Source organism: Candidatus Westeberhardia cardiocondylae (assembly GCA_001242845.1).
Taxonomy (GTDB): domain Bacteria; phylum Pseudomonadota; class Gammaproteobacteria; order Enterobacterales; family Enterobacteriaceae; genus Westeberhardia; species Westeberhardia cardiocondylae.
The window spans coordinates 170400-195650 of the sequence record LN774881.1; the positions used below are offsets into that span (position 1 = coordinate 170400).

Genomic DNA, 25251 nt, shown 5'->3' on the forward strand with positions numbered 1-25251 from the left:
CCTTTAAGAATAATTATTATTTTGATATTAATTCTTCTATAGTATAGAAATTATTTGTATATATACAAATATCGCTAGCTATTTTTAATGCTTTTTCTACAATTATTTTTGCGTTAAGTGCTGTGTTTTCTAGTAATGCTAAGGCTGCAGATTTCGCATATGTTCCACCTGATCCTATAGCTATTAAATCATTTTCTGGTTGTATAACATCTCCATTTCCTGTAATCATTAATGAATTTTTTTTATCTGCTACTGCTAGTATTGCTTCTAATCTTCGCAATATTCTGTCTGTTCTCCAATTTTTTGCAAGTTCAACAGATGACTTTACTAAGTGTCCTTGGTATATTTCTAATTTTTGTTCAAATAATTCAAATAAGGTAAAAGCGTCGGCAGTGCTTCCGGCAAAACCGACAATGATGGTATCGTTATATAAACGACGAACCTTGCGTATATTACTTTTTATAATAGTATTTCCATAAGTAGCTTGTCCATCCCCTCCGATAACTACATGATCACTTTTTCGCACGCTTATAATTGTTGTCACAAATAACCCCTATGAGAGTAAAGTAAAACTATAAAATAGAAGTATGTTTTAAAATATAAATAAATATGATGTCAATTTTAATATTGAAATTTTAATTAATTTAATTAAACAATATTATGTGAATTTATTGTTATATGAATAATATTGAATTATGGTTGTAATGTTTTGTGTAATAAATATTTGAAATAATTGGAAGTTAATTTTGAATTTTATTTTCAATGAAATTATTGTTTTGTCAAGTTTTATATAAAATTTTGTGTAACAATTAATTTTATTTTTGCATATTTAAAATACATTGTATATATTTACAGGAAATTTTGTTTTAAAATTATTATTTTAAAGTTAGTTTTTTAAAATTATTAAAACCGTCGCTTAAAATTGTAACATAAAAATTTGTGTATGCTAACTATTTTATAATTTTTATCAAATCGTATTGAAATTTAGCTTTTTATTATTTTTTATTTTTAGAATTTGTACATAATTTATATTTTATCAAGTTTGTTTTTTTATATTTTATTTATTTTAAAAAAGATGTGTTATTTTTATATAATTTTAATATCATTTTTTTAATTTATTAGAAGTATGTTTAATAAAATTATAATTGTTTTATAAAATATATTTTATGTGTGTAAGTTTTAGTATTTTTGATTTTAGAATATAATTTATTCATGTTAATTTAAAAGGTTTAAAATATTTTTATATAACTCAGGTTCTCTGTAATATAAATATGAATTATATTTTTGTGTAATTATTATGAAAATTTTTATATGATTTAAAAAATTTAAATAATTTTTTGGTTTTTTTGATCAGTAATCTTAATTATATATTTAATAATATTCGATAGTTTGATGAATTGAATTTTTAATATTATTTGTTTATTGAATAAGAATATAAAAGATTATATGAAATTTCATATATCAAAAATTAATAAGTTATTTTTATATTTAGATTGTGATTATAAATAAATATTAGTAGGTTAGGTTTGTTTATAATTAGAAAATATGAAATTGAAAAGTATTATAAATGATAAGTGTTAAAAAATCAACATATAAATTAATATTGTAATGTTATATGTTTTAAAATATATTATATTTAAATTAAAATGGTTTTTCTAAAATTTTTTATAAAAAATATATAAAATTTTTTATAATCACGTATATAGTAATAAAGAAAATGTTATTTTTGTCTATTTTTATATACAAAATATTATTCAGTATTTTATTATATTACAATTTCGTAAATTAAAATATTTTTGATTATTTTTTTGCATTACATATGATTTAATAGAAAATGAAACTTTTTAATAAAGCTGATTTTGAATTTGTTTTTTTTTGAAAATTTTAGTGTTATTGTTTTGTTTAATTCAATAAAAATAATTTTTATTGAATATTTATTCAATTAAGTTTGTTTTTTAAAATATTAATAAATAAGTTTTAGTTATGTTTTTATTAAATAAAGTTATTTTGTATTAAGTTATATGATAATTTTGCGTAAAATTTGTCTTTTATATGTAATTTTAGATACTAAATTCATGAAAAGTTTTTAGTGAAAGATTTATTTCATCTATGTATTATAAAGTTTATATTATTGTGTTTTATTTAAAATTTATTTTATATTATAAAGTTTGGTGTATTTATTTTATATAAGTTTAATGTTATTTTAATGTATAAATTTAATTGAGATTTAAATTAAGTTTTAGAATAAATGTGTATTTTATGTGATAAAATAAAAGTTACAGTTTACATGATCTTTTAAATTTTATTAATCTATTTTTTTAAAAAATATTTAAATAGATTCAATTTTTGTTAAAAATTTTATGAAAAATTTTTTAAGAGAATTTATAGATTATATTTAGAAATGTTAAGTATAATTTGTAAAGAACAAATGTTTCATGATTGAATTTTATTGCATTAAAGGTATTGAAGTGATTTGTTTTATTTTAGTTATTAAAATGTAAGTAAGATTTGATTTGTATTTTATATAATATAGATAAATATTGTATTATGTATTTATAATTCAAAATATATGAAACATTGATATAAAATTGTGAGGTATTAATAATGAAAAAAAGTATTCATCCGAAATATGTTAAAATACGGGCTGTATGTTCATGTGGAAATATTATGAGTATTTTTTCTACTTTAGTTAATGATATTTCATTAGATATATGTAATGTTTGTCATCCTTTTTATACGGGAAAACAGCGTATTATTGATAGTAGTGGTCGTGTGAATAAATTTAATAGAAATTTTTCCTTGTTGAAATAACAATTTTTAATTAAGTAATTTTAGTATTTTAGTTTATATTCAAATTGTTGAACTGAATTTTGTTTTATTAAAAAGTGTGATTAGAGATTCTAAAAAATTAAATCTATTATATTTTAAAAGTTAAATGGTAATGAATTTATGTTCTTATATATTTATTATTTAAATTGAAAATTTTATATGATATATAATTTTTTTATTTTGTATAAATAATTTAGTTTAATTTTGTTTATGAATGTCATTTTATATATTTTTTGAAAGTTTATTTTAAAAGGATATTTTTTTATATTTGTTTTATAAATCGAATGAATTTTAAGTTGATTTTTTATGCAAATAAATTTTTTAATGTGATTTCATATTTTGAATATTTAAATGTTTTGTATTATTTAAATATAATAAATTTATTTTTTAGAAGAGTTTATTATATTATATTTTAGGGTTAAAATATTGAATAATTTTTATAACATTTATTAATAAGTGCATTTATTTTTTTGAATATTTATATGATTATAAAAAATATACGTAATTTTTCTATTATTGCTCATATTGATCATGGAAAATCTACCCTTGCTGATCGTTTTATTCAAATTTGTGGGGGGTTAAATAAAAGGGATATGGTAGACCAAGTTTTGGATTCTATGGAATTAGAGAAAGAAAAGGGTATTACAATTAAAGCACAAAATGTATCGTTGAATTACAAATCACGTAGCAATGAATTTTATCAATTAAATTTTATTGATACTCCAGGACATGTCGATTTTTCACATGAAGTATCTCGTTCTCTTTTTGCTTGTGAGGGAATATTATTATTAATTGATGTTAGTAAAGGAATAGAATCTCAAACTTTATCTAATTATTATTTTGCTATAAAAATGAAATTAAAAACAGTAGTTGTATTAAACAAAGTTGACCTTTGTGTTGATAATATTAATCCAGTGATTGAACAAATAGAAAATGTTATTGGAATTAGTTCGTCTGATATAGTTAAATGTTCGGCGAAGACTGGATTTGGCGTAATAGATGTACTAGAGCGTTTAATACATGATATTCCTTGTCCTATAGGAAATATTAATCTTCCTTTGCAAGCGTTGATTATTGATTCTTGGTTTGATAATTATTTAGGAGTAACATTATTAGTTTGTGTTAAAAACGGAATTTTAAAAAAAAACGATAAAATAAAAATGATGAGTAACGGTTTATCATATTTTGTAACTAAATTAGGTATATTTACACCAAAACGTTGTTATAAAGAAGTATTAATTTCGGGAGAAATTGGCTGGGTTGTTTGTTCTATTAAGGATATTGATAGTGTAAGAGTTGGGGATACGATAACACTTGAAAAAAATCCAGCTGTTTGTTTTTTACCATCTTTTAAAAAAATTAATCCCCAAGTATATGCGGGAATTTTTCCTTTGCATTCTAATAGTTACGAAAAATTTTGTAGGGCAATTAAAGAACTTAGTTTAAATGATTTTTCGTTTTGTTTTAATGTGGAACATTCTGTAACATTAGGTTATGGATTTCGATGTGGTTTTCTTGGTTTGTTGCATATGGAAATCATTAAAGAGAGATTGAAACGTGAATATGGTTTTGAATTAATTGTTACTTCTCCTACAGTTTCTTATGAAATAGTAATGAAAAATCATCATATAGTATATGTTAATAATCCTTGTGAAATATCTTTAATTAATGGAATTATAGAATTTCGTGAACCTTTTGTTGAATGTTGTATATCATTTTCTTTTCATAAATATATAGGGAAAATTATAGAATTATGTATTAGTAAACGTGGAATTCAAATTGATATTATATATAAAAAAAATCGAATAGAATTGATTTATCATATTCCTATGGTAGAAGTTATATCAAAATTTTTTGATGAGTTGCAAATTATTTCAAACGGGTATGCTTCTGTAAATTATGAATTTAAATATTTTAAAAAATCAAATTTAAAGTATGTAAATATACTTATTTGCGGAAAAAAAATTGATGTATTAGGATTTGTCGTTCCTTATAATAAAGCATTTAGTTTTGGAAGTAAGTATATTAATAAATTAAAATCTTTAATTCCTCGTCAACAATTCGATGTAGTTATTCAAGCTGCTATAGGGAAACGTATTATTGCTCGTTCTAATATACAACAGTTAAGAAAAAATGTTACAGAAAAATGTTATGGAGGAGATGTAAGTAGAAAAAAAAAATTATTAGAAAAACAAAAAAGAGGAAAAAAAGCAATGAAGAAATTAGGTCATTTATCTTTGTCAAAAGAAATTTTTTTGAGCCTTATGGATATAAAAGTATGATGTGATGAATTTTAAGAGGATAATATGGTCGGTTTTTGTTTTTTATTTGGAATGTTGTTTATTGTTTTTATGTTATTTTTTTGTATGCAAAAAATTCAAAAAATTCTTTATTTTGTTTTCTTTTATTTGTATAGTAAAATAAAGAAAAGAAGTTTTTTTTTCAAACAAAATAGTTTTTTTATTTTTAAAAGACTTAGTCAATTATGGTTGGTTCAAACGTGTACTTTATTTTTTTCTGTATTGTTTTGGGTATTTATATTTCGTTCTTTTTTTTTTGAGCCATTTCATATTCCTTCTGGATCTATGATGCCAACTCTTTTAGCCGGGGATTTTATTTTAGTAAATAAATTTTCTTATAATATTAAAAATCCAATTACAAAAAAAATTATTATAAATGTTAGCGTTCCTAAACGTGGAGATGTAGTAGTGTTTAAAAATCCTTTAAATCCGAAATTATATTATGTAAAGAGAATAGTGGGATTACCAGGTGATAAAGTTAAATATGATGTATATAAAAAACAATTGACAATACGATATAATTATGTTTATAAAGATAAAAAATATTCAAAAATATTTCCAATGTTTTACAGTGATATTATTCCTAGTGATTTTATAAAAATTTTTTGTTCAAATGATACAAATAATTTTATAAATATTCCATGCGATTCAATGTTAGAAAGTAATTTCCCAAGTATACGTTTAATGCAATGTAAAGAATATATGGGTGATATATTTCATTATATTTTTATTATTCCTGGATATCAGGATTTTTGCCATATGTATTATAAGCAACCAGGGACTTTGTCTGCAGAGTGGATTGTTCCAAACGGAAAATATTTTATGATGGGAGATAATAGAGATAATAGTTCTGATAGTCGTTATTTTGGTTTTGTACCTAAAGAAAATCTAGTTGGGAAAGTTTCAATGATATGGTTAAGTTTTGATAAACAAAATAAAAATTTTCCGTTTTATGTACGATTTAAGAGAATTGGATTAGTTTTTTAACATATAATGTGAATATATAAATTTTGTTGTTGTTTAATTTGATTTTTTAAAAGAAATGAATTTTAAAAATTTTAAATACTATAACATTTTATTTGATAAATTATGAATTTAAAATTGATAAATATGCTTCAAAAAAATTTGGGTTATTTTTTTCGAGAAGAAAAACTTTTATTTTTAGCATTGACTCATAGAAGTGCCAGTAGCATTCATAATGAGAGATTGGAGTTTTTGGGTGATTCTATATTAAATTACGTAATCGCTAATGTTTTGTATAGACGTTTTCCTAATATAGATGAAGGTGATATGAGTAGGATGCGTGCAGTTTTGGTTTGTAAAAATACTTTAGTGGAAATAGCAAAACGTTTTAAGTTAGGAATATATCTTTTTCTTGGAATTGGAGAATTAAGAAACGGGGGAATTTACCGTGAATCTATTTTAGCTAATGCTATAGAAGCATTAATTGGTGCAATATTTTTGGATAGTGATATTCGAAGAATTGAACAACTCATTTTATCTTGGTATTCTCAATATTTAAATGAAATTATTCCAGGAGAGAATCAAAAAGATCCAAAAACTAGATTGCAAGAATATTTGCAAGGAAATCATTTACCCTTACCTGTATATATTTTAGTAGAAACTAGAGGGGAGAAACATGATCAAGAATTTGTTATACAATGTCATGTTAGCGGATCTAAAGAAGTGATTTTAGGAATTGCTTCTAGCAGAAGAAAAGCTGAACAAATTGCTGCAAACAAAGCAATTAGATTATTGAAAATAAAATGAAATGAAAAATAAATGTTTTGGATTTGTAATGATAATTGGTAGATTTAATGTTGGAAAGTCTACATTATTAAATCGAATGTTAGGAAAAAAAATTTCTATTGTTTCTTCTAAAAGAAATACTACTATTTTTCCTATTGCTGGTGTTGTAAAAGATGATTTATATCAATGTGTTTATATTGACACACCTGGTTTATATATACAAAAAAAACAAAATATTGATTATTTTAAAGATGTTTTTTTGAATGTATCTATTTCTTCTAGTATGATTAATATTATTTTTTTTGTCATTGATATATATTGGACACATTATGATGAATTAATTTATAACAAACTTGTTCGTTTTTATAATAATTGTCAAGTTATTTTGATTATTAATAAAATAGATAATTTTTTACAAAAAAGTAAGGTATTACCTTATATTCAATTTCTTTCTAAGAAGATTAATTTTGATGAAGTTGTTCCAATTTCTGCAAAAAAAAATATTAATATTAATACTTTGTTTGAAATTGTAAAAAAAAAATTATCAAAATTAAAGTGTTATTTTCCAAATGAAATAACTGTAAATTATTCAAATAATTTTTTTGCGTCAGAAATTGTTAGAGAAAAAATCATGCAATATTTTTGGGATGAAATCCCTTATTCTGTTGTAGTGAAAATTGAACCTTTTTTAATTGATAAAAATTTTAATAATTTTTGTAATATTTATGGATTTGTTTTTGTGTTTTGTGATATGCACAAAAAGATGATTATTGGAAAAGAAGGAAGAAAAATTAAAAAAATTATTTATTTTGCAAAAAAAGATATGGAAATTGTTTTTAGTTCCCGTGTTAATTTGAAATTATGTGTGAAAAGGATGACATAAATTTATAATATTTTAAATTTGTTGATTTTTTAAAAAATATGAATTATTGAGGACTACAGTATTTATTATATGAGTTTTTTATGTTTGTCAAGAAAATTTAGAGAAATTTTGATATTTAAAATAATGTTTTAGATATAAATTAATATTACATTGTATGATTTTTCATGAAAACATGAAAATGTTTTGTCATAATAAGTTATATGAATAATACTATATTATTTTTGTAGAAATTTTGTATTTTAAAAATTTTTATTTTTTTGTATTTATTTTACTTAATGTGCTTATTACTTCATATTGTAATGAATCTAACATATTGCTAAACATTATAAAAGATTCTCGTTTATATTCTTGTTTCGGATCTTTTTGCGCATAACTTCGTAAATGAACACTATTTCGTAAATGTTCCATTAATGTTAGGTGTTCTTGCCATAAATTATCTATTGTTTGTAAAGTGATATTTTTTTCAAGATCACGTATAGAGGTTGTTCCTAATATAGTTTCTGTATTTTTGTATTTTTTTAATAGTTTTTTTACAATATATTTGTAAAGTTGTTTTTTATTATTTTTGTTTTTTATATTTTGATTGCGCAAATATAATGAAATAGATATTTTTAAATTAAAATCATTTTTTAAGCATTTTTCTATTTTTATATTTTGATTTTTTTCTGAAAAATTTGATATAAAATATTTTTTTAAAATATTTTTTATAGTTATTTTTCTGAAGTTTTTGATGATATTTTGAATATTATTTAAGCTCAATAATTGATTTCTTTTTATATAGACAATTTGTCTTTGATCATTTATTACATCGTCATATTCAAGTAATTGTTTTCTAATTTCAAAATTTCTATTTTCTACTTTTTTTTGAGCATTAGCGATAGCTTTATTAATCCACGGATGTTCAATTGCTTCATTTTGTTTGATTCCAAGTTTTTTTATAATATTAAATATACGATTTGATGAAAATATACGCATTAAAGTATCTTCCATAGATAAATAAAAACGGGATGAACCGATATCTCCTTGTCTTCCAGATCTACCCCTTAGTTGATTATCTATTCGTCTTGATTCGTGTCTTTCTGTTCCAATGATGTGTAATCCCCCAACAGATAATACTAAATTATGTCTTTTTTTCCATTGTTTTTTAATAGTAGAAATTTTCTTCTTATCAAAAATTTTTAGTGAATTTATTTCTTCTTTCCAATTTCCTCCCAATATGATATCTGTTCCCCTCCCAGCCATATTTGTTGCTATCGTTACCGCGCCAGGTTTTCCTGCCTGAGCGATAATATTAGCTTCCATTTCGTAAAATTTTGCATTTAATATTTTGTGTGGAATGTTTTCTTTTTTTAGTTTTTTCGATAAAAATTCTGATTTTTCAATAGATATAGTTCCTACTAATATAGGTTGACCTCTTTTGTTGCATTTTTTAATATCTTGAATTATAGCATGTATTTTTTCTTTTTCTGTTATATAAATTAAATCAGAAAAATCCTTACGAATCATTAAACGATTTGTAGGTATTACAATAGTATTTAGTTTGTAAATTGAATTAAATTCAAAAGATTCAGTTCTAGCAGTTCCAGTCATTCCAGACAATTTTTCATATAAACGAAAATAGTTTTGAAATGTAATAGAAGCCAATGTTTGGCTTTCCTCTTGAATAGTTACATTTTCCTTTGCTTCTATAGCTTGATGTAATCCATCAGACCAACGACGATTAGGTAATGGCCTTCCAGTATGTTCGTCAATGATAATTATCTTATTATTTTTTATAATATAATCTATATTACGAAAAAAAAGAACGTGTGCTCGAATAGCAGAAATAATATAATATATTAGTATTAAATTATTTTGTAAATAAAGTTCTGCTTTTTCTTTTAAAATTTTGTTCTTTACAAGTAATTTTTCTATTAAGATCATTCCTCTTTCTGTGAGGTTTATTTGTTTTGTTTTTTCATCTATTGAAAAATGCCCTGTTCCTTGAAAGTAATAAGAATCTTCTTGATTTTGTTTATTAAGATATGGAATAATAAGTTTGTCAATTTTGTGATATAAATTTGAATCAGTTTCTATTTGGCCAGAAATAATTAATGGGGTTCTTGCTTCATCTATTAAAATAGAATCTACTTCGTCAATGAGAGCATAATGCAATTTTCGTTGCACACGATCTTTTATGTTAAAAACCATATTATCTCGCAGATAATCAAAACCGTATTCGTTGTTTGTTCCATATGTTATATCCGCGGAATATGCAATTTTTTTTTCTGATATTGACATTCCAGGTAAATTAATTCCTACAGTCATATTGAGAAAATTAAACAATTTTTTGTTATTTTCTGCATCTCTTTTTGCCAAGTAATCATTAACTGTTACTATATGTACCCCTTTTTTGGTTAATGCGTTTAAATACGCTGGTAATGTCGCAGTAAGAGTCTTTCCTTCTCCTGTTCGCATTTCAGTGATATAATTATCATTTAAAGCGATTCCCCCTAAAAGTTGCACATCAAAATGTCGCATACCAAATATTCTTTTGCTTGCTTCTCGTACTACTGCAAATGCTTCTGGTAGGATATCACGAATAGTAACAAGTCCTTGATCAATTTTCGAGCGGAATTCAATAGTTTTTTTTGATAGTTTTTCATTGCTTAAATTTTTTAAATTTACTTCTATATTATTAATATGTTTTACTATTTTTTTCATTTTATGTAATGTTCTTTCGTTGTAACTACCAAAAATTTTATTAAGTAATTTTATTAGCATGATGAATTGTGTTTATTGTTTGTTATTTTGGAAATAATAATTATGAAATTTATAAATTATGTTTAAAGTAATAAAAATTACATAAATATTTGATATGTAAAATTTTTTATAAAATTTGTTTTAAAAATTTATAAATGTATAAAGTTTATTTTTATGAAATAAAATATTTTAAATTTTAAAGTTATTTATTTGTTTGTTTTCTTAGAAAAGTTGGTATATCGAGATAATCATAAGATTCTATATTTAATGTATATTTTTGGTTGGATTCTGTTAATTTTTTCTTTTTTTCTTTCTTGTTATTTAAAAAAATATTTGTTTTGTTTTGTTTGTTATAATAATTTTTAAAAGTAAATTGAGCATTTTTTTTATCATTTTTTGTTATCGGGATATTTTCTTGATGATGTTTATTCATTCCAATTCCTGTAGCTACTACGGTTATTCGTATTTCCCCACTCATATCTGGGTCTAGCGAGGTTCCAATAACTACTGTTGCATTATCTGAAGAAAATGATCGAATAGTATTTCCAACAGTTTCAAACTCATCTAGTTGTAAATCGAATCCAGCAGTAATATTTACTAATACTCCTCTTGCTCCAGATAGGTTAACATCTTCTAAAAGTGGACTAGAAATTGCTATTTCTACCGCTTCTTTAGCTCGATCTTCTCCTTTTGCTACACCCGATCCCATCATAGCATACCCCATTTCTGACATTACAGTTTTTACATCAGCAAAATCTACATTCATTAATCCAGGTTGTGTAATTAATTCTGCTATTCCTTGTACTGCTTCTTTTAAAATATTGTTTACTGTTCCAAATGCATCTAATAATGAAATTCCCCGTCCTAATACTTTTAATAATTTATCATTTGGGGTGATAATTAATGAATCTACATATTTAGAAAGTTCTGCAATTCCTTGTTCAGCAAAATTCATTCGTTTTTTTCCTTCAAAATTAAACGGTTTAGTAACAACAGCGACAGTTAAAATTTCAAGCTCTTTGGTTATTTCGGCAATAATAGGAGCAGCTCCAGTTCCTGTACCTCCCCCCATACCTGCTGCAATAAAAACCATATCAGCTCCTTCTAGTATTGCACGTAATGTTTCTCTATCTTCTTCTGCGGCATTTCTACCTATTTCTGGGTTTGCTCCTGCACCTAGTCCTTTTGTAATATTGTTTCCAATTTGTATTGTATGATTGATAGTTGTTTTTTTTAAAGCTTGAGAATCTGTATTAACAGCAAAAAAATCTACCCCTTCAATACATTCTTTTGCCATATGTTCAACTGCATTACTTCCCCCTCCTCCAATTCCTATTACTTTTATTATTGCATCATTTGTAGAATCTATTAATTCAAACATGTTTTTCTCCAATTAAATCGTTTATAGATACTTAAAATTTTTTAACCAATAATTAAATTTTTTTATTAAAGTAAAGAGTGAAATTTGTTTTTTTGTTTTCTTTTTCTTTTTATTTTGTGAATCTTTTCCGTATTGTAACAATCCAATAGCTGTTGAATAATGAGGTTTTTTCATTATTTCTGTAGGAGATGTAATATATATAGGGTAACCGATTCGTACTGGAGAATTAAAGATTTGTTGTGCTCGTTCTATTAATCCAGGAATTTGTGAACCCCCTCCTGTAAAAATAATTCCTCCTGATAAGTGATGGATTCCTCCTGTATTTCGAATATTATCTTGTAATTGTAAAATTTCATTATTTATTAAATAGAGTAATTCAGTGTAACGTGATTCAATAACTTTTGCTAGGATTTGTTGTTGGTAATTTTTTGATGGTTTTCCATTTATTTCAGGGGTTTTTATATTTTTTTTATTAATTAACGATTCAATGGCACAACCATAGCGAATTTTTATTATTTCTGCTTCTGTAGTCGGTGAACTGAATGCGCAAGCAATATCATTTGTTACTGTATTTCCAGCATATGGAATAACTTTAATATAACGTAATGTGTCTGCTATATATATTACTATATCTATAGTTCCAGCCCCAATGTCTACTACGCAGGTTCCTAATTTTCGTTCATCTTTGGTTAATACAGCATAACTTGAAGCAAGACCAGAAAAAATTATTTTTTTAATTTTTAATCCACATTGTTTTATTACTTTAATGATATTTTTTGTCATATCGATATGACAGGTAATTAGATGTGCTTTAACCTGCATATGTAAACCAGATAGTCCAATAGGATTTTTTATTCCTTCTTGGTAATCAATGATGTATTCTTGGGGAATCGTGTGTAGAATACGATATTCATTTCCAATATATACTGATTTAGCAGATTGTATTACGTTTTCTATGTCTTTATTAGTAACTTCTTCTTTAGTTATGTAAACTGTTCCTGTTCCATTTTTGCAGTTTATATGTTTTCCGGATAGCGCTAGATATATTGATGAAATTTTATAATTTGCCATTAATTCTGCTTGATTAATAGCTTTTTTTGTGCATTTAATTATTGATTGTAAATTGTTAACTCCCCCTTTATTCATTCCATGAGATAAATGGTTTCCTATTCCAATAATATTAATTGTGTTGTCAGGTGATATTTCTCCTATTAGAACTAATACTTTTGCTGTTCCAATTTCTATTCCAGTTATTATTTTTTTGTTTTTTTTTATCATTTTGTTATATTTTCCTGTTTATTTTTTATTTTATAAAATTTATTTAAGCTATTTTTTTAATGATATTTTAAATTAGAATGATTTATTAGTTTTTTATATTTTTAATAGATTAAAAGGTTTGCAGTGTTATACTGAAGATTAATTGTATAGTGTTATTTTGTTGTTATAAATTAATTTTATTGTAATAATTATTATAAAATTATTTTAGTATTTATTTATAATTTTATTTGTAATAATTTGAATAAATTTTATTTTGAATTTAGAATTTAATATAATTTATTTTTAAATTTTAATAAATATTAAGAATATTTATTGATTTTCATATATAAGTAGAAGTTGTAATTTACATAATAAATCAGATTAGATATATTTTAGTTACTGTATTATATAAAGTTTGAATTTATAAATAATGTGAATGATAAGAATGAATTTTTAATGTTTAAATGAGTTTAATATTTGATACTAATATTTTTTAATATTTAGAAATTTTATTTTTATAAAATATTTATTCTTAAATATAAGTTGGTTTTGATTATATAAATGAAGCATATACGAAAAAAAGGTTTAATTATATAATAATATTATTATATGTATTTAAATTTTTAATTATTATATGAAAATTTTTTATTATAAATAAAATATAATTTTTTAAAATAATAAAATTATGTGTATGTTTTTTTAAAAATAGTATTTATTAATTTTTGTGTAATATTTTCTATTGTTCCAGCTCCTTGTATGAGTAATAAATCGTTATTTTTTAATATTAACGGTAGTAATATGGGTAATATATTTGTATTTCTTATAAGAATGGGTTTTTTTTTATTTTTATAAATGGATTTACATAATTCATTACTGTTTATTCCAGAAATTGGAATTTCTCCTACAGAATAAATATTTAAAATTAGTAATATATCTACTTTGGAAAGTACGTAAACGAAATGTTCATATAGATTTTTCGTTCTAGTATAACGATGCGGTTGAAATATCATGACTAATCTTTTATTAGGCCATCCATTCCGGATGGTTTGAATAGTAACATTTATTTCGGTTGGATGATGTCCATAATCATCAATTAACAAAATTTTTTTAGTTTTTTCTTTTTCTTTATTTAAAAAATGGTACCCCAAATTTTCAAATCTTCTGTTTACATTTTTAAATTTTGACATAGCTTGTATTATTTTTTTATCGTCAATATTGTTTAATGTTGCTATGGCGATTGCTGCAGATGCATTTAATGCATTGTGATATCCTGGGGTATTTAATGTTATATGTAATTTTGGTTTTTTTTTTCTATAAATATCAAAATTGATACATGTTTCTTTTTGTTGATATTTGTTGATACGAAAATCCGCATTATTGCTGAATCCATAAGTAATAATTTTGCAGCGAATGTGAGGTAATAATTTTTTAATAATAGGATCGTCTATACATATGATAGCATATCCATAAAATGGAATATTTTGCAAAAAATTGATAAATGTTTGTTTTAATATTTTAAAATTTTTTTGATATGTTTCTAAATGGTCAGCTTCAATATTAGTAATAATTGCTATTATTGGTTTTAAATATAAAAAAGAAGCATCACTTTCATCCGCCTCAGTAATAAAATATTTGCTTTTTCCAAGATGAGCATGTATGTTACAATTATTACTAATTCCACCATTAATAAAGGTTGGATTTATTCCCGCATAAATATAAATATTAATTATCATGGAAGTAGTAGTAGTTTTTCCATGTGTACCAGCTATTGCGATTCCGTAATGGAATCTCATAAGTTCCGCGAGCATTTCTGCTCTTTTAATAATTGGAATGTTTTTTTTTTTAGCTGAAACTATTTCCAAATTATCAGATTTTACGGCACTTGATATTACTAATACATTTGCGTTTTTTATATTTTTTTTAGAATGTTTATAAAAAATTTTTATTCCTATTTTTTCTAATTGTTTGGTAATCTTATTTGGAGAAAGATCGGACCCACTTATTTTGTATCCAGAATGAAATAGTATTTTTGCAATTCCGCTCATTCCGATTCCTCCAATTCCAACTAAATGTATATTATTTATTTTATGTATTTTAATGAAAAAATTTTTATTTTTTAATAAGAACATTTTATTTATTGAAATATTTTGGTAAATTATTTAGAATTTGGATATAAATATTTTAATCAAAAACTGATTTGGTTACTGATTTTATATTTTTTATGATATTATTGGTTGCATTAGGAATGGATATTTTTTTAGCAAGATTTGCCATGTGTAATAATTTAGTTCTATTGAAGTTTTTTAATATTTTTATAACTTTTTCCGCGGTAATTTCGGATTGTTTAATAATTTTAGCTGCTCCAATTTTTTCTAAAGCTTTTGCATTCCAATATTGTTGTTGATCTTTATGCCTGTATGGTATAAATATAGCCGGAATTCCAATATGTGCAATTTCACTTACTGTCATTGCACCGGATCTACATATTATTAAATCTGCCCAAGAGTAAGCTAAAGAAATATTATAGATAAAATGAACTATTTTGTATTTTTTTGCTATGTTTCCACATAATTTTATGTAGTTATTTTTTACTTCATGTAAAATTTTTTTATTCATACCTACCTGATGCCAAAGAGTTAATTTTTTTGATAATTTTTTCGCTACTTGTGGCAAAATTGTATTTAATATTTCAGCTCCTTGACTTCCTCCCATAATTAATATTCGAATTGGTCCAAATCGGTTATTAAACCTTTTTGAAGGGGAAGATATAGATAATAGTTCATTTCTTATTGGATTTCCTACTAAATTTGCTAAAGGTAAAGTATTAGGAAATCCTTGAAGTGTTTTATTAGAAATTTTTGTTAACCATTTATTTGCTAATCCTGCAACAGTATTTTGTTCATGTATAACAATTGGAATATTACATGACCAAGCTGCTAAGATTCCAGGGATGGAAATGTAACTTCCCATACCTAGAACTACATCAGGTTTTTGTATTTTTATAATATTTTTAGCTTGGTAGTAGGCATATCCAGCATGAATAAGAGAAAATAATTTTTTTGTTATTTTTTTTCCTTGAAATCCAGTAACATGAAGAAAGTATATATCTATGTTGTTTTTCGGTATTATAGTTGATTCGATATGATTGTTTGTCCCTATCCATTTTATATTCCATTTTTCTTTTTTAAGAGCATGTGCTATAGTTAGTCCAGAAAATACATGTCCTCCCGTTCCTCCAGCTATAATAATAATTTTTTTCATATTTATTTTTATGTACAAATATTATAATAGATGCAATGAAATATTAGTTTTAATGATAGTGATGTTATAATAAATTTTAAAAAATTTTATATATTTGTGTTTAATTTAAGTATGTTTTGTACGACGAATGTGGACAGTATTTTTAGAATCAGAAAATTTTGCAAGACAATTTTAAATTATTAAAATTTTTTAATATTTTAATATAATAAATACTAAAAATAATACGACTATTGTAAATAAATAATAGTACGAAAATAAAATTTTATACACAAGTTTATTTTTGTTGTGTTTTACGGTTATAAATACATTTATATAGTTTAAATTAATTTATTTAAATGTGTAATTTAATATTTAGCTAATCTTCATTAATTTTGGAGAATGATTTATATCATGTGAATAAATTATAAATAAAGTTGTTTTACGATTAATGTATACTAATTTTAGTCTGTATTAAATATGAAGTTTGATTAAATTTTATTATGTTAGAAGGAAAAATTTGTATGTATTATGTATTTTGAAGTGTTTTGGCTAATTTTGTAAATATTTTTCCTCGTTCTTCGAAATTTTTAAATTGATCTAAACTTGAACAAGCAGGTGAAAGTAGTACTATATCTTTTTCTTTTACTCTGTTTTTGATAATGTGCATAGCTTCTTCAAGCGTATTAGTTAGTGTGGAAATATTTGGTTTTAAAGAAAAAAGTTTTGGTCCGCTTTTACCAATACAATATAAATTAAAATTTTTTTCTTGTATATATGGTTTTAATGGTAAAAAATTTTTTGATTTTCCATCTCCTCCTAATATTAAATGTATTGTGTGTGATTTTTTTTTTACTTCTTTAATTGCAGCTTTTGTGCTTTCAATGTTAGTTGATTTGGAATCGTTTATCCAAAGTATATTATTATGTTTATGTATTAATTCTAAACGATGTGATAATCCTTTAAATTTTTTTAAAGCTAATATACTAAAATGTCTTGGTATATTTATTGAGTCTGCTAATGCTAATGCTGATAATGCGTTTATATAATTATGTTTTCCGTAAATTTTCATATGATTTACGTTTAGTAATTTGTTTTTTTTTGTTGTTAACCAGATTTGTTTATTTTTGCATTTATGTAAATAATAGTTTCCACAATTATTTCCGAAACTAATGTAATTTTTTTTTTGTTTTGGTTTTGTTAGAGGATTATCAGTATTAATGAGACAAATTTTTGCGTTTTGATAGATTTTTAATTTTGCAGATAGATATTCTTTTATACCTTTTGGGTATCGGTTCATATGGTTTTCTGCGATATTTAAAATAGTTGCTACTAATGGTTTTAAAGAATAAGTAGTTTCTAATTGAAAACTTGATAATTCTAATATATATAATTGATACGGCTTGTATAGTAATTCTAGTATTGGAAAACCAATATTTCCCCCAACACCAACTTTTAATCCTGCATATTTTGCTATTTTTTCTACCATTTTAGTAACTGTGCTTTTTCCATTTGTTCCAGTAATAGCTATTATTTTTTTTTTTTTACTACACTTGTTTATTTCACATGAAAATAATTCAACATCCCCAATTATTTTTATTCCAATATTTTTAGCTTGTATTAAATATGGATGTGATAAAGGTATTCCTGGACTAATAATGATTAAAGTAGATTGTAGGATCCACGTTTTTTTGAATTTTCCAAAATGATATATTAAATGGTTGATTGATTTTTTAGTTTTATCAGAGGGAGATTTCATATCCAATATTTTAGGGAAAATATTATATTTGTGAAAATATTTAACGCAAGATAATCCAGTTATTCCTAATCCTATTATAATAATATTTTCATTTTTGAAATTTATCATATTTATTAACTAAATTTATATACTTAATATTCCAATATAAGTTAATATTGCGGATATAATCCAAAATCTAATTACAATTGTTTTTTCTGGTATTCCTTTTAATTCGTAATGATGGTGAATAGGAGCCATAAGAAAAATTCTTCTTTTTTTTATTTTAAAAAATACAAATTGTATAATAACAGAAATAACTTCAATGATAAATATTCCACTTATAATTAAGAGAAATAATTCCTGATGCAATAATATTGCTATAGTGCTGAGAATAGATCCTAATGATAGTGATCCAACATCTCCCATAAAAATTTTCGCTGGATAAATATTAAACAAAAGAAATCCTAACGCTGAACCGATTATTATTGCACAAATTATTGTAATTTCATATGAAAATGTAAGATATGGAATATGTAATGTAGTTTCAGTATATTTTATGTTGCTGCTTTTCCAAGATATTATTCCTAATCCAAGGGAAACTAAAATAATTGGAATAATTGCTAATCCATCTAATCCATCTGTTAAATTTACTGCATTGCTAATTCCTATAATAATAACATAGCATAATATAATATACCACCACATATTTTCGGATGAAGAAAAAGGAATATTTTTTTTAACAAATGGTAATATCAATTGAATTGTTTCTTTTTCTTTTAATAACATAAATATATTATGTATTATTAATAATGTTATTATAGATTGTAAAAAATATTTCCAAATAAAGTTTAATCCATCCGTGTTGTTGTTAGATATTTTTTTATAATCATCGATAAATCCTATTATTCCATACCCAATTAATGAAAATAATATACAAAAAATGTATGAATTAAATGGATAGATCCACAAGAATGTTGAGATAATTATTGAAAATATAATTATTAGTCCCCCCATAGTTGGGGTCCCTTGTTTTTTTAGATGTGATTTTGGTCCGTTTTTTCGTATTATTTGATTTATTTGTAGTTTTCTTAGTTTTTTGATTAATATATATCCAATCCATGTAGATAAAAGAAAAGAAGTTACGGCACTTGCAATGATTTCGTATATTCTAAAGCAGAAGAAAGTATTTATTTTTATTTGGTTTTGTATTAAAAAGTTTTCAATAAGACATTTGAACATGATATTCTTCCTGTAAAGAAAATATTATTTCTTCCATTTTAGTGTTTCTTGATCCTTTTATTAAAATAGTTATTTTTATATTTTTGGATAATGAATGAAGTAGATATGAAATTAATGAAATATTATCGTTAAAGTGTTTGCTTATATGGTTATCAATAGCACGGGTTATGTATTTACTTAAATATCCAAAACTAAGTACTTCGTCAATATTAATTTTTTTAATAAGTTTTCCAGCTATTTTGTGATATTGAATTTTTTTTGCCCCCATTTCTAATATATCACCAATAACCATAATTTTGTATCCTGGCATATTTTCTAATACTTTTGCTCCTTCAATTAATGATCCGATATTAGAATTGTAACTATCATCTAGAAGTAAATGATTTTTATTTAATGGAATTGGAAATAATCTTCCTGGTATTTTTTTTATTTGTTTTAGTCCGGTAGTTATTTCTAATAATGTGATATTTTTATTTACCGATATTGCTGATGTTATTGCTGCTAAAGCATTACTAACATTATGATTTCCTAATAATGGAATATATATTTTGCATGTGCCTTTTTTTGTACATAAAGTAAATGATGTTCCTTTTGTGTGATGGCGTATATTTTTTGAAAAAATATTTGCATGTTTGGAAAAGTTTTTTGAAAATCGTAAGATTTTTTTATTTTTTAATTTTCCTTTCCATAATGGAAAATAATTATTATCATTATTTAATATAGCATATCCTTTATTTGGTAATCCTGTAAATATTTCACTTTTTGCTTTTGCAATTCCTTGTAAAGATTTAAATCCATTTAAATGGGATAAAAAAATGTTGTTTATTAATGCAGATTTCGGCGAGGTTTGTTTTGCACATTGGTAAATTTCTCCAAATTGATTAGCACCTATTTCGATTACCCCGAAATTATGTTTTTTGTTTAATTTAAGTAATGTTAAGGAAACGCCAATATGGTTATTAAAATTTTTTTTGGTACATAATACTTTTCCTGTTTGTCGAAGTATAGATGCAGTCATTTCTTTTACTGTAGTTTTCCCTGAAGAACCGGTAATAGCAACTATTGGTATGGTAAATTGTTTTCTGATCCAATGTGATAGTTTATTTAATGCGTTCAATGTATCAGATACTATTAATTGTGGTGTTTTAAGAAATGGAAAATGACAGTTTACTAGTATAGCAATAGCTCCTAGAGAAATCGCTTTTTCCACAAAGTTGTGTCCATTGTATTTATTTCCGCATAAAGCTACAAATAGGCATTGTTTTTTATATTGAATATTTCTAGAATCAGTTTCTATTGTAAAAATAGTATGATTTTTACCTATCCGTTTTGCATTTAGTATTTTTGATATAATTTGAAGATCAAGTGTGATCATTTAAGCTTTCCTAATAATTTTTGAATAGTTTTTTTTTCAGAGTATATGTGATATTTATTTTTAATAATTTGATATTTTTCATTCCCTTTTCCTGCTAATACAATTAAATCATTTGAAGATGCTGATTTTACAGTTTTATGAATTGCTTGAATTCTATTGTGAATTATTTTAATTTTTTTTTTATTTTTAATTCCGTTTCTTATTTCTTTTGCTATTGTTTTTGGTTTTTCATTTCGGGGGTTATCGTCAGTTATAATTATTTTATCTGAATATTTTTCACTAATATTTCCCATAATTGGTCGTTTTTTTTTATCTCGATTTCCTCCACATCCAAAAATGCACCAAATTTTTCCTGTTTTGCAGTAATATCGTGCTGTTATTAATGTTTTTTTTAATGCGTCTGGAGTATGTGCATAATCTATTAAAACTATAGGTTTTTTTTTTGTATAAAAAATTTCCATCCTTCCATCTATAGGTTGTAATTGTTTTGATGTATTTAATAATTTTTTTAGTGAATATCCTAAAGATAATAATGTAGCTATTGTTAATAAAATATTATCTACATTACATTTTCCAATAAGAGGGCTATATATAGTGGAATGTCCCCAACTAGATTTAAACGAAATACATGTGTGATCGAAATTATATTGTATTTTTTTTGCATATATCCATTTTCCTTTCCATAAGGAAAAAAAAGAGGGTATATAATTTGGTGATACTGCTGTAATATACGGGTACTGTTTTTTTAATTGTAAATAAAATAACCAACGTTGTCCTATTTTATCGTTAGCGTTAATGATATATTTTTTTATTTTTAATTCAGAAAATAATCTCCATTTTGCTAATGTGTAATTTAGCATATTATTATGATAATCTAAGTGATCATGGCTAATATTTGTAAATATTGCTACATTAAATTGTAATCCATCTACTCTATATTGTGATAAAGCATGGGAGGAAACTTCCATTGAAACAAAATTAACTTTTTTATTTTTTAATTTTAATAAGAATTTTTGAATGTAAATAGAAGAATCAGTTGTATTTTTTGTTAAATCCATATCTTTATTTATTACTCCATTTCCCATTGTTCCCATAACCGCGCTTTTTTTTCCCAATATATTTACCCACTGACTAAGTAGGTGTGAAATAGTAGTTTTTCCATTTGTTCCAGTTATACCTATAATGAATAAAGAGTGTGATGGATTATTGTAAAATCTTCCCGCTAATTTTGATAAATTTTTATTGAGAGAAGAAAAATAAATTATTGGTATATTTTTAAATATTTCAATTTCCCCGTGTTTTTTATTGTTTGTTTTTTCTGCTAGTATTGCAGATACATTTTTTTTTATGGCTTGTGAAATATAATTTCTTCCATCAGTTAAGGATCCAGGTATAGCTATAAATAAATCTTGAGGTTTTGCTATACGACTATCAGATATTATATTTTTAAATATATAATTGGGGCAATTATTTATCCATGGGGAAAGTAAAAATTTTAAGTTTTGATTAATTTTTAAGATTTTTTTCATAATTTGTTATAGTGTAAAATTTTATTTGTATATATGAAAATTGATTTAATTTCAATTTAATTATATTTAAATATTTTAGGTAATAGAAATAAAATAATTATTTTATGTGAAATAAATAAATTGTTTTTTGTTTAGTTTTTAATTTGGTGTTATATTTCGTATTTTTAGTTTTTATGTTTTGTAATATTATTAAATATTTTATTATATTAAAGTTTTTAAATGTTAATATAAATATTTTGAATTTTTATTTTAAATTTTATGTGTTTTTTGGTTTTGTTGTTAATTTAATCGATGTAATAAAAATATTGTTAAATTATGTATTTAATATATAATATTGGATATAATTGTGAAATTATTATTAAATATTTTATTAATTTAAGTGTTTGTATTATATTTAAATATATTTTGTATGTATTTATTTAATAAAATTAATAAATTAAATATTTTAAAAATTTTGTTATTTTTTTAGTTATATTAAATATTTTTGTTTCTTATGATGTAATTAATTTAATAATTTAATTATTATTTTTGTTATTTTGAATATTGTTTATGATTATTTTTTTCAAATTTTTAGTTTTTAAATATTGTGTTAATTTTATTGTATTATGAGTAATGAAAATATTTCATATTAAGTTAATTTAATATTTGAGTTTTAATTTGAAATTAAATTTTTTTTATTATGTATAATGTTGCGCTTCTTGCTCGTGGATTTTTTTTGATTTCTTTTTTTGAAGGTTTAATAGTATCTATTATTTTTATTTGTTTTGTGTTTTTATATCGTTGCATGATTTCTTTTTCTTTTAGTGGTATATTATGTGGTATTTGTATATGTGGTTTGTTATATTTTTTTATAAATTGTTTTATTATTCTTTTTTCTAATGAGTGAAAACTAATGATAGCAAGTCTTCCTTGAGAAATTAATACATTAGAAATATTTTCTAATGTTTTTTTTAATTCTGAAAGTTCGTTATTGATAAATATTCTTATTGCTTGAAAACTTCTTGTCGCTGGATGTATTTTATATTTTTTATTATTTGGAATTGTTTGTAAAATTAATTCTGTTAATTCTTGTGTATAAGTAATATTTTTTTTTTTAAATATAGCTTTTGCTATTTTTTTAGAAAATTTTTCTTCCCCAAAATTTTTTAAAACCATATATATATCTTTCATTTTGGCTTTTTTTAACCATGTTTTTGCAGATTTAGAATTTGTAGTATCCATTCGCATATCTAATGGTCCATTTTTTTTAAAGGAAAATCCTCTTTTTGGATTATTTAGTTGTAATGAGGATACCCCAAGATCTAATAGTACGCCATTAATTTTATTTGTAAGATTATTTTTATAAATGTAATTTTTCATATTTGAAAATAGTTCATGTATTATTGTAAATCGAGAGTCGTATATTTTTAGTCCTATTTTGTAAGATTCTAAATCGCGATCAATGGCTAATAGTTTTCCTTTTTTGTTTAGTTTTGATAAAATTAAACGGGAATGTCCTCCTTGACCAAAGGTACCATCAATGTAAATACCATTTTTTTGTATATTTAATGAATTAATTGCTTCATTTAATAAAACTGGAATATGTATATAGTGTTTCTTAGTATTTTGCATAAATTTGTATGTATTTTGAATAATATATTTTATTAAAATTGAATTATACAATTTATAGAGAAATTAGAGAATATTTGTTCTATTTATTGTAAATAATTTATATTATATGATATATAACATAAATATGATTATTACATATGTTTAAAAACAAATTTGTGTATGATTCATTTTATATAATATATTTAAAAATAGTTTAAATGTTTATGAATATTATTTTAATATATTTTATTAATTTTTGTATAACAAGGAATTTTTTTATACATAAGTTTTATAATATTATTTTTAAATATTAAATGGTTTGTGCTGTTTTTGTTTTAAGATTTATTAATTTTGTAAATTTTTTGTATCATAAGATTTTAATATTTTATAAAAATTTGTAGAAAGATTTTGTTAGAATGAATATTGCTGATTTAATTAGATTGAATTAATTAAATGTTAGTATTTATAGTAATAAAATAAGTATTTAATTTATGAAGTAATTTTGAAGTTATGAAATTGTTTTAATGTTATTGCAAATATTTTATAAAATTAAATAATAGTTATTGCTATTATGATTAATACTGAAAAAAATATGCATTTTAACCATTTAGTTGGTAATATATGTGCAAGTTCTACCCCCCATATAATACCAACAGTACTACCAATTGCTAATGGTAAACCAATATTCCAATCTACACTATCATTTTGAGCATAGATAAGTAACGCAACTAACGCGCTAGGAGTTACTGAAGCTAATGCAATTCCTTGGGCTTGAGTTTGGTTAAATCCAAACAATGTAACTAGTGCTGGAACTATAATTAACCCTCCCCCTATAGTTAGGATACCGGACATTATACCACTTATAATTCCTAATAATGGTAGAAATTTAAAGGATAACATTTTTATGTTTTTTTTTACAATTTTTTTATGATCATTAATCCATTGAAAAATGTAATATATGGAAAGCAGAAATAAAAATATTGCTGATGTTTTTTGTAAACTATGTACAGGTATTGTAGTAACTATTTTTGCAGAAATCCAAGAGGATATTGTAGAAAATAAACAAAGAGTAAAAGTTTTTTTTAAATCAATGTAATTATGTCTTTTGTATATCAAAAAACCTATGAATACGTTTGGTGCTATTATAGTAAGTGTTGTTCCTTGTAATATATGTTGTTCCATATGAAAAAATGTATTAAATATAGGAATAGCTATTAGTCCTCCTCCTATTCCTAGCATTCCACCGAAAATTCCAATATTTATTCCTAGTATAAAATAGGATATTATTTCATAAAATGTCATTAGATGATAGTTTTAGTTATTTGAATTGTTTATATAATTATAAATATGGAGATTTATATTATAAATATTTTATATATTTTATTAAATAAATGTTTTAAAT

16 protein-coding genes and 1 pseudogene are annotated in these 25251 nt (G+C 23.2%); 5 read left to right on the plus strand and 12 right to left on the minus strand.

The window, feature by feature from the left end:
- Positions 1–16: 16 nt before the first annotated feature.
- Positions 17–544, minus strand: a complete 528-nt coding sequence (gene hslV / locus WEOB_RS00725) for an ATP-dependent protease subunit HslV (protein ID WP_281263998.1) — start codon at positions 542–544, stop codon at positions 17–19.
- A 2060-nt stretch (positions 545–2604) separates the two neighbouring features.
- On the opposite strand from hslV, the gene rpmE reads away from it, so the two are divergent.
- The 5 genes from rpmE to era all read left to right on the plus strand — a co-directional run bounded on the left by rpmE (position 2605) and on the right by era (position 7761).
- A complete protein-coding gene (gene rpmE, locus WEOB_RS00730; protein WP_281263999.1) occupies positions 2605–2811 on the plus strand; it encodes a 50S ribosomal protein L31 in 207 nt (68 codons plus the stop codon).
- A 506-nt stretch (positions 2812–3317) separates the two neighbouring features.
- Positions 3318–5111, plus strand: coding sequence for a translation elongation factor 4 (gene lepA / locus WEOB_RS00735; protein WP_281264064.1), 1794 nt, complete (start codon positions 3318–3320; stop codon positions 5109–5111).
- A gap of 24 nt (positions 5112–5135) precedes the next feature.
- Complete coding sequence (gene lepB, locus WEOB_RS00740; protein ID WP_281264000.1) at positions 5136–6116, plus strand: signal peptidase I; 981 nt, start codon at positions 5136–5138, stop codon at positions 6114–6116.
- 102 nt (positions 6117–6218) lie between these two features.
- Positions 6219–6899, plus strand: coding sequence for a ribonuclease III (gene rnc / locus WEOB_RS00745; protein WP_281264001.1), 681 nt, complete (start codon positions 6219–6221; stop codon positions 6897–6899).
- Position 6900: 1 nt separating this feature from the next.
- The gene (gene era / locus WEOB_RS00750; RefSeq protein ID WP_281264002.1) at positions 6901–7761 is read left to right on the plus strand and encodes a GTPase Era; all 861 of its coding nucleotides are present in this window, start codon (positions 6901–6903) and stop codon (positions 7759–7761) included.
- Between the two features lie 255 nt (positions 7762–8016).
- On the opposite strand, the pseudogene secA reads toward era, so the two are convergent.
- The 11 genes and pseudogenes from secA to WEOB_RS00805 all read right to left on the minus strand — a co-directional run.
- Positions 8017–10524 (minus strand): annotated as a pseudogene (gene secA, locus WEOB_RS00755) (preprotein translocase subunit SecA); the annotation flags it as partial.
- 181 nt (positions 10525–10705) lie between these two features.
- On the minus strand, positions 10706–11884 hold the full coding sequence (gene ftsZ / locus WEOB_RS00760) for a cell division protein FtsZ (RefSeq protein ID WP_281264004.1): 1179 nt from the start codon (positions 11882–11884) through the stop codon (positions 10706–10708).
- 21 nt (positions 11885–11905) lie between these two features.
- Positions 11906–13162 (minus strand): cell division protein FtsA, encoded by a 1257-nt coding sequence (gene ftsA, locus WEOB_RS00765; protein ID WP_281264005.1) that lies wholly within the window; start codon positions 13160–13162, stop codon positions 11906–11908.
- A 662-nt stretch (positions 13163–13824) separates the two neighbouring features.
- Positions 13825–15279: a UDP-N-acetylmuramate--L-alanine ligase gene (murC, locus tag WEOB_RS00770; RefSeq protein WP_420885189.1), complete on the minus strand. Its 1455-nt coding sequence runs from the start codon at positions 15277–15279 to the stop codon at positions 13825–13827.
- Between the two features lie 43 nt (positions 15280–15322).
- Positions 15323–16402, minus strand: a complete 1080-nt coding sequence (gene murG, locus WEOB_RS00775; RefSeq protein WP_320408522.1) for an undecaprenyldiphospho-muramoylpentapeptide beta-N-acetylglucosaminyltransferase — start codon at positions 16400–16402, stop codon at positions 15323–15325.
- A gap of 505 nt (positions 16403–16907) precedes the next feature.
- A complete protein-coding gene (gene murD / locus WEOB_RS00780; protein ID WP_281264007.1) occupies positions 16908–18245 on the minus strand; it encodes a UDP-N-acetylmuramoyl-L-alanine--D-glutamate ligase in 1338 nt (445 codons plus the stop codon).
- 15 nt (positions 18246–18260) lie between these two features.
- Complete coding sequence (mraY, locus tag WEOB_RS00785) at positions 18261–19355, minus strand: phospho-N-acetylmuramoyl-pentapeptide-transferase (RefSeq protein WP_281264008.1); 1095 nt, start codon at positions 19353–19355, stop codon at positions 18261–18263.
- Positions 19336–20730, minus strand: a complete 1395-nt coding sequence (murF, locus tag WEOB_RS00790) for a UDP-N-acetylmuramoyl-tripeptide--D-alanyl-D-alanine ligase (RefSeq protein ID WP_281264009.1) — start codon at positions 20728–20730, stop codon at positions 19336–19338. The genes mraY and murF overlap by 20 nt, the downstream gene beginning before the upstream one ends.
- Complete coding sequence (murE, locus tag WEOB_RS00795; protein ID WP_281264010.1) at positions 20727–22259, minus strand: UDP-N-acetylmuramoyl-L-alanyl-D-glutamate--2,6-diaminopimelate ligase; 1533 nt, start codon at positions 22257–22259, stop codon at positions 20727–20729. Before murE ends, murF begins: the two co-directional genes overlap by 4 nt.
- Before the next feature lie 663 nt (positions 22260–22922).
- Entirely contained in the window at positions 22923–23870 is a 948-nt protein-coding gene (gene rsmH, locus WEOB_RS00800) for a 16S rRNA (cytosine(1402)-N(4))-methyltransferase RsmH (RefSeq protein WP_281264011.1), read from the minus strand.
- A 528-nt stretch (positions 23871–24398) separates the two neighbouring features.
- Positions 24399–25151 carry a sulfite exporter TauE/SafE family protein gene (locus tag WEOB_RS00805; protein ID WP_281264012.1) on the minus strand — a complete coding sequence of 251 codons (753 nt, stop codon included), beginning with the start codon at positions 25149–25151 and terminating at the stop codon, positions 24399–24401.
- Between the last annotated feature and the right edge of the window lie 100 nt (positions 25152–25251).

Excerpts from the sequence above, each read along its gene's own strand:
- rpmE (WP_281263999.1), top strand. The coding sequence starts at position 2,605 with ATGAAAAAAAGTATTCATCCGAAATATGTTAAAATACGGGCTGTATGT.
- lepB (WP_281264000.1), top strand. The coding sequence starts at position 5,136 with ATGGTCGGTTTTTGTTTTTTATTTGGAATGTTGTTTATTGTTTTTATG.
- rnc (WP_281264001.1), top strand. The coding sequence starts at position 6,219 with ATGAATTTAAAATTGATAAATATGCTTCAAAAAAATTTGGGTTATTTT.
- era (WP_281264002.1), top strand. The coding sequence starts at position 6,901 with ATGAAAAATAAATGTTTTGGATTTGTAATGATAATTGGTAGATTTAAT.
- ftsZ (WP_281264004.1), bottom strand. The coding sequence starts at position 11,884 with ATGTTTGAATTAATAGATTCTACAAATGATGCAATAATAAAAGTAATA.
- ftsA (WP_281264005.1), bottom strand. The coding sequence starts at position 13,162 with ATGATAAAAAAAAACAAAAAAATAATAACTGGAATAGAAATTGGAACA.
- murG (WP_320408522.1), bottom strand. The coding sequence starts at position 16,402 with ATGAAAAAAATTATTATTATAGCTGGAGGAACGGGAGGACATGTATTT.
- murD (WP_281264007.1), bottom strand. The coding sequence starts at position 18,245 with ATGATAAATTTCAAAAATGAAAATATTATTATAATAGGATTAGGAATA.
- mraY (WP_281264008.1), bottom strand. The coding sequence starts at position 19,355 with ATGTTCAAATGTCTTATTGAAAACTTTTTAATACAAAACCAAATAAAA.
- murF (WP_281264009.1), bottom strand. The coding sequence starts at position 20,730 with ATGATCACACTTGATCTTCAAATTATATCAAAAATACTAAATGCAAAA.
- murE (WP_281264010.1), bottom strand. The coding sequence starts at position 22,259 with ATGAAAAAAATCTTAAAAATTAATCAAAACTTAAAATTTTTACTTTCC.
- rsmH (WP_281264011.1), bottom strand. The coding sequence starts at position 23,870 with ATGCAAAATACTAAGAAACACTATATACATATTCCAGTTTTATTAAAT.
- WEOB_RS00805 (WP_281264012.1), bottom strand. The coding sequence starts at position 25,151 with ATGACATTTTATGAAATAATATCCTATTTTATACTAGGAATAAATATT.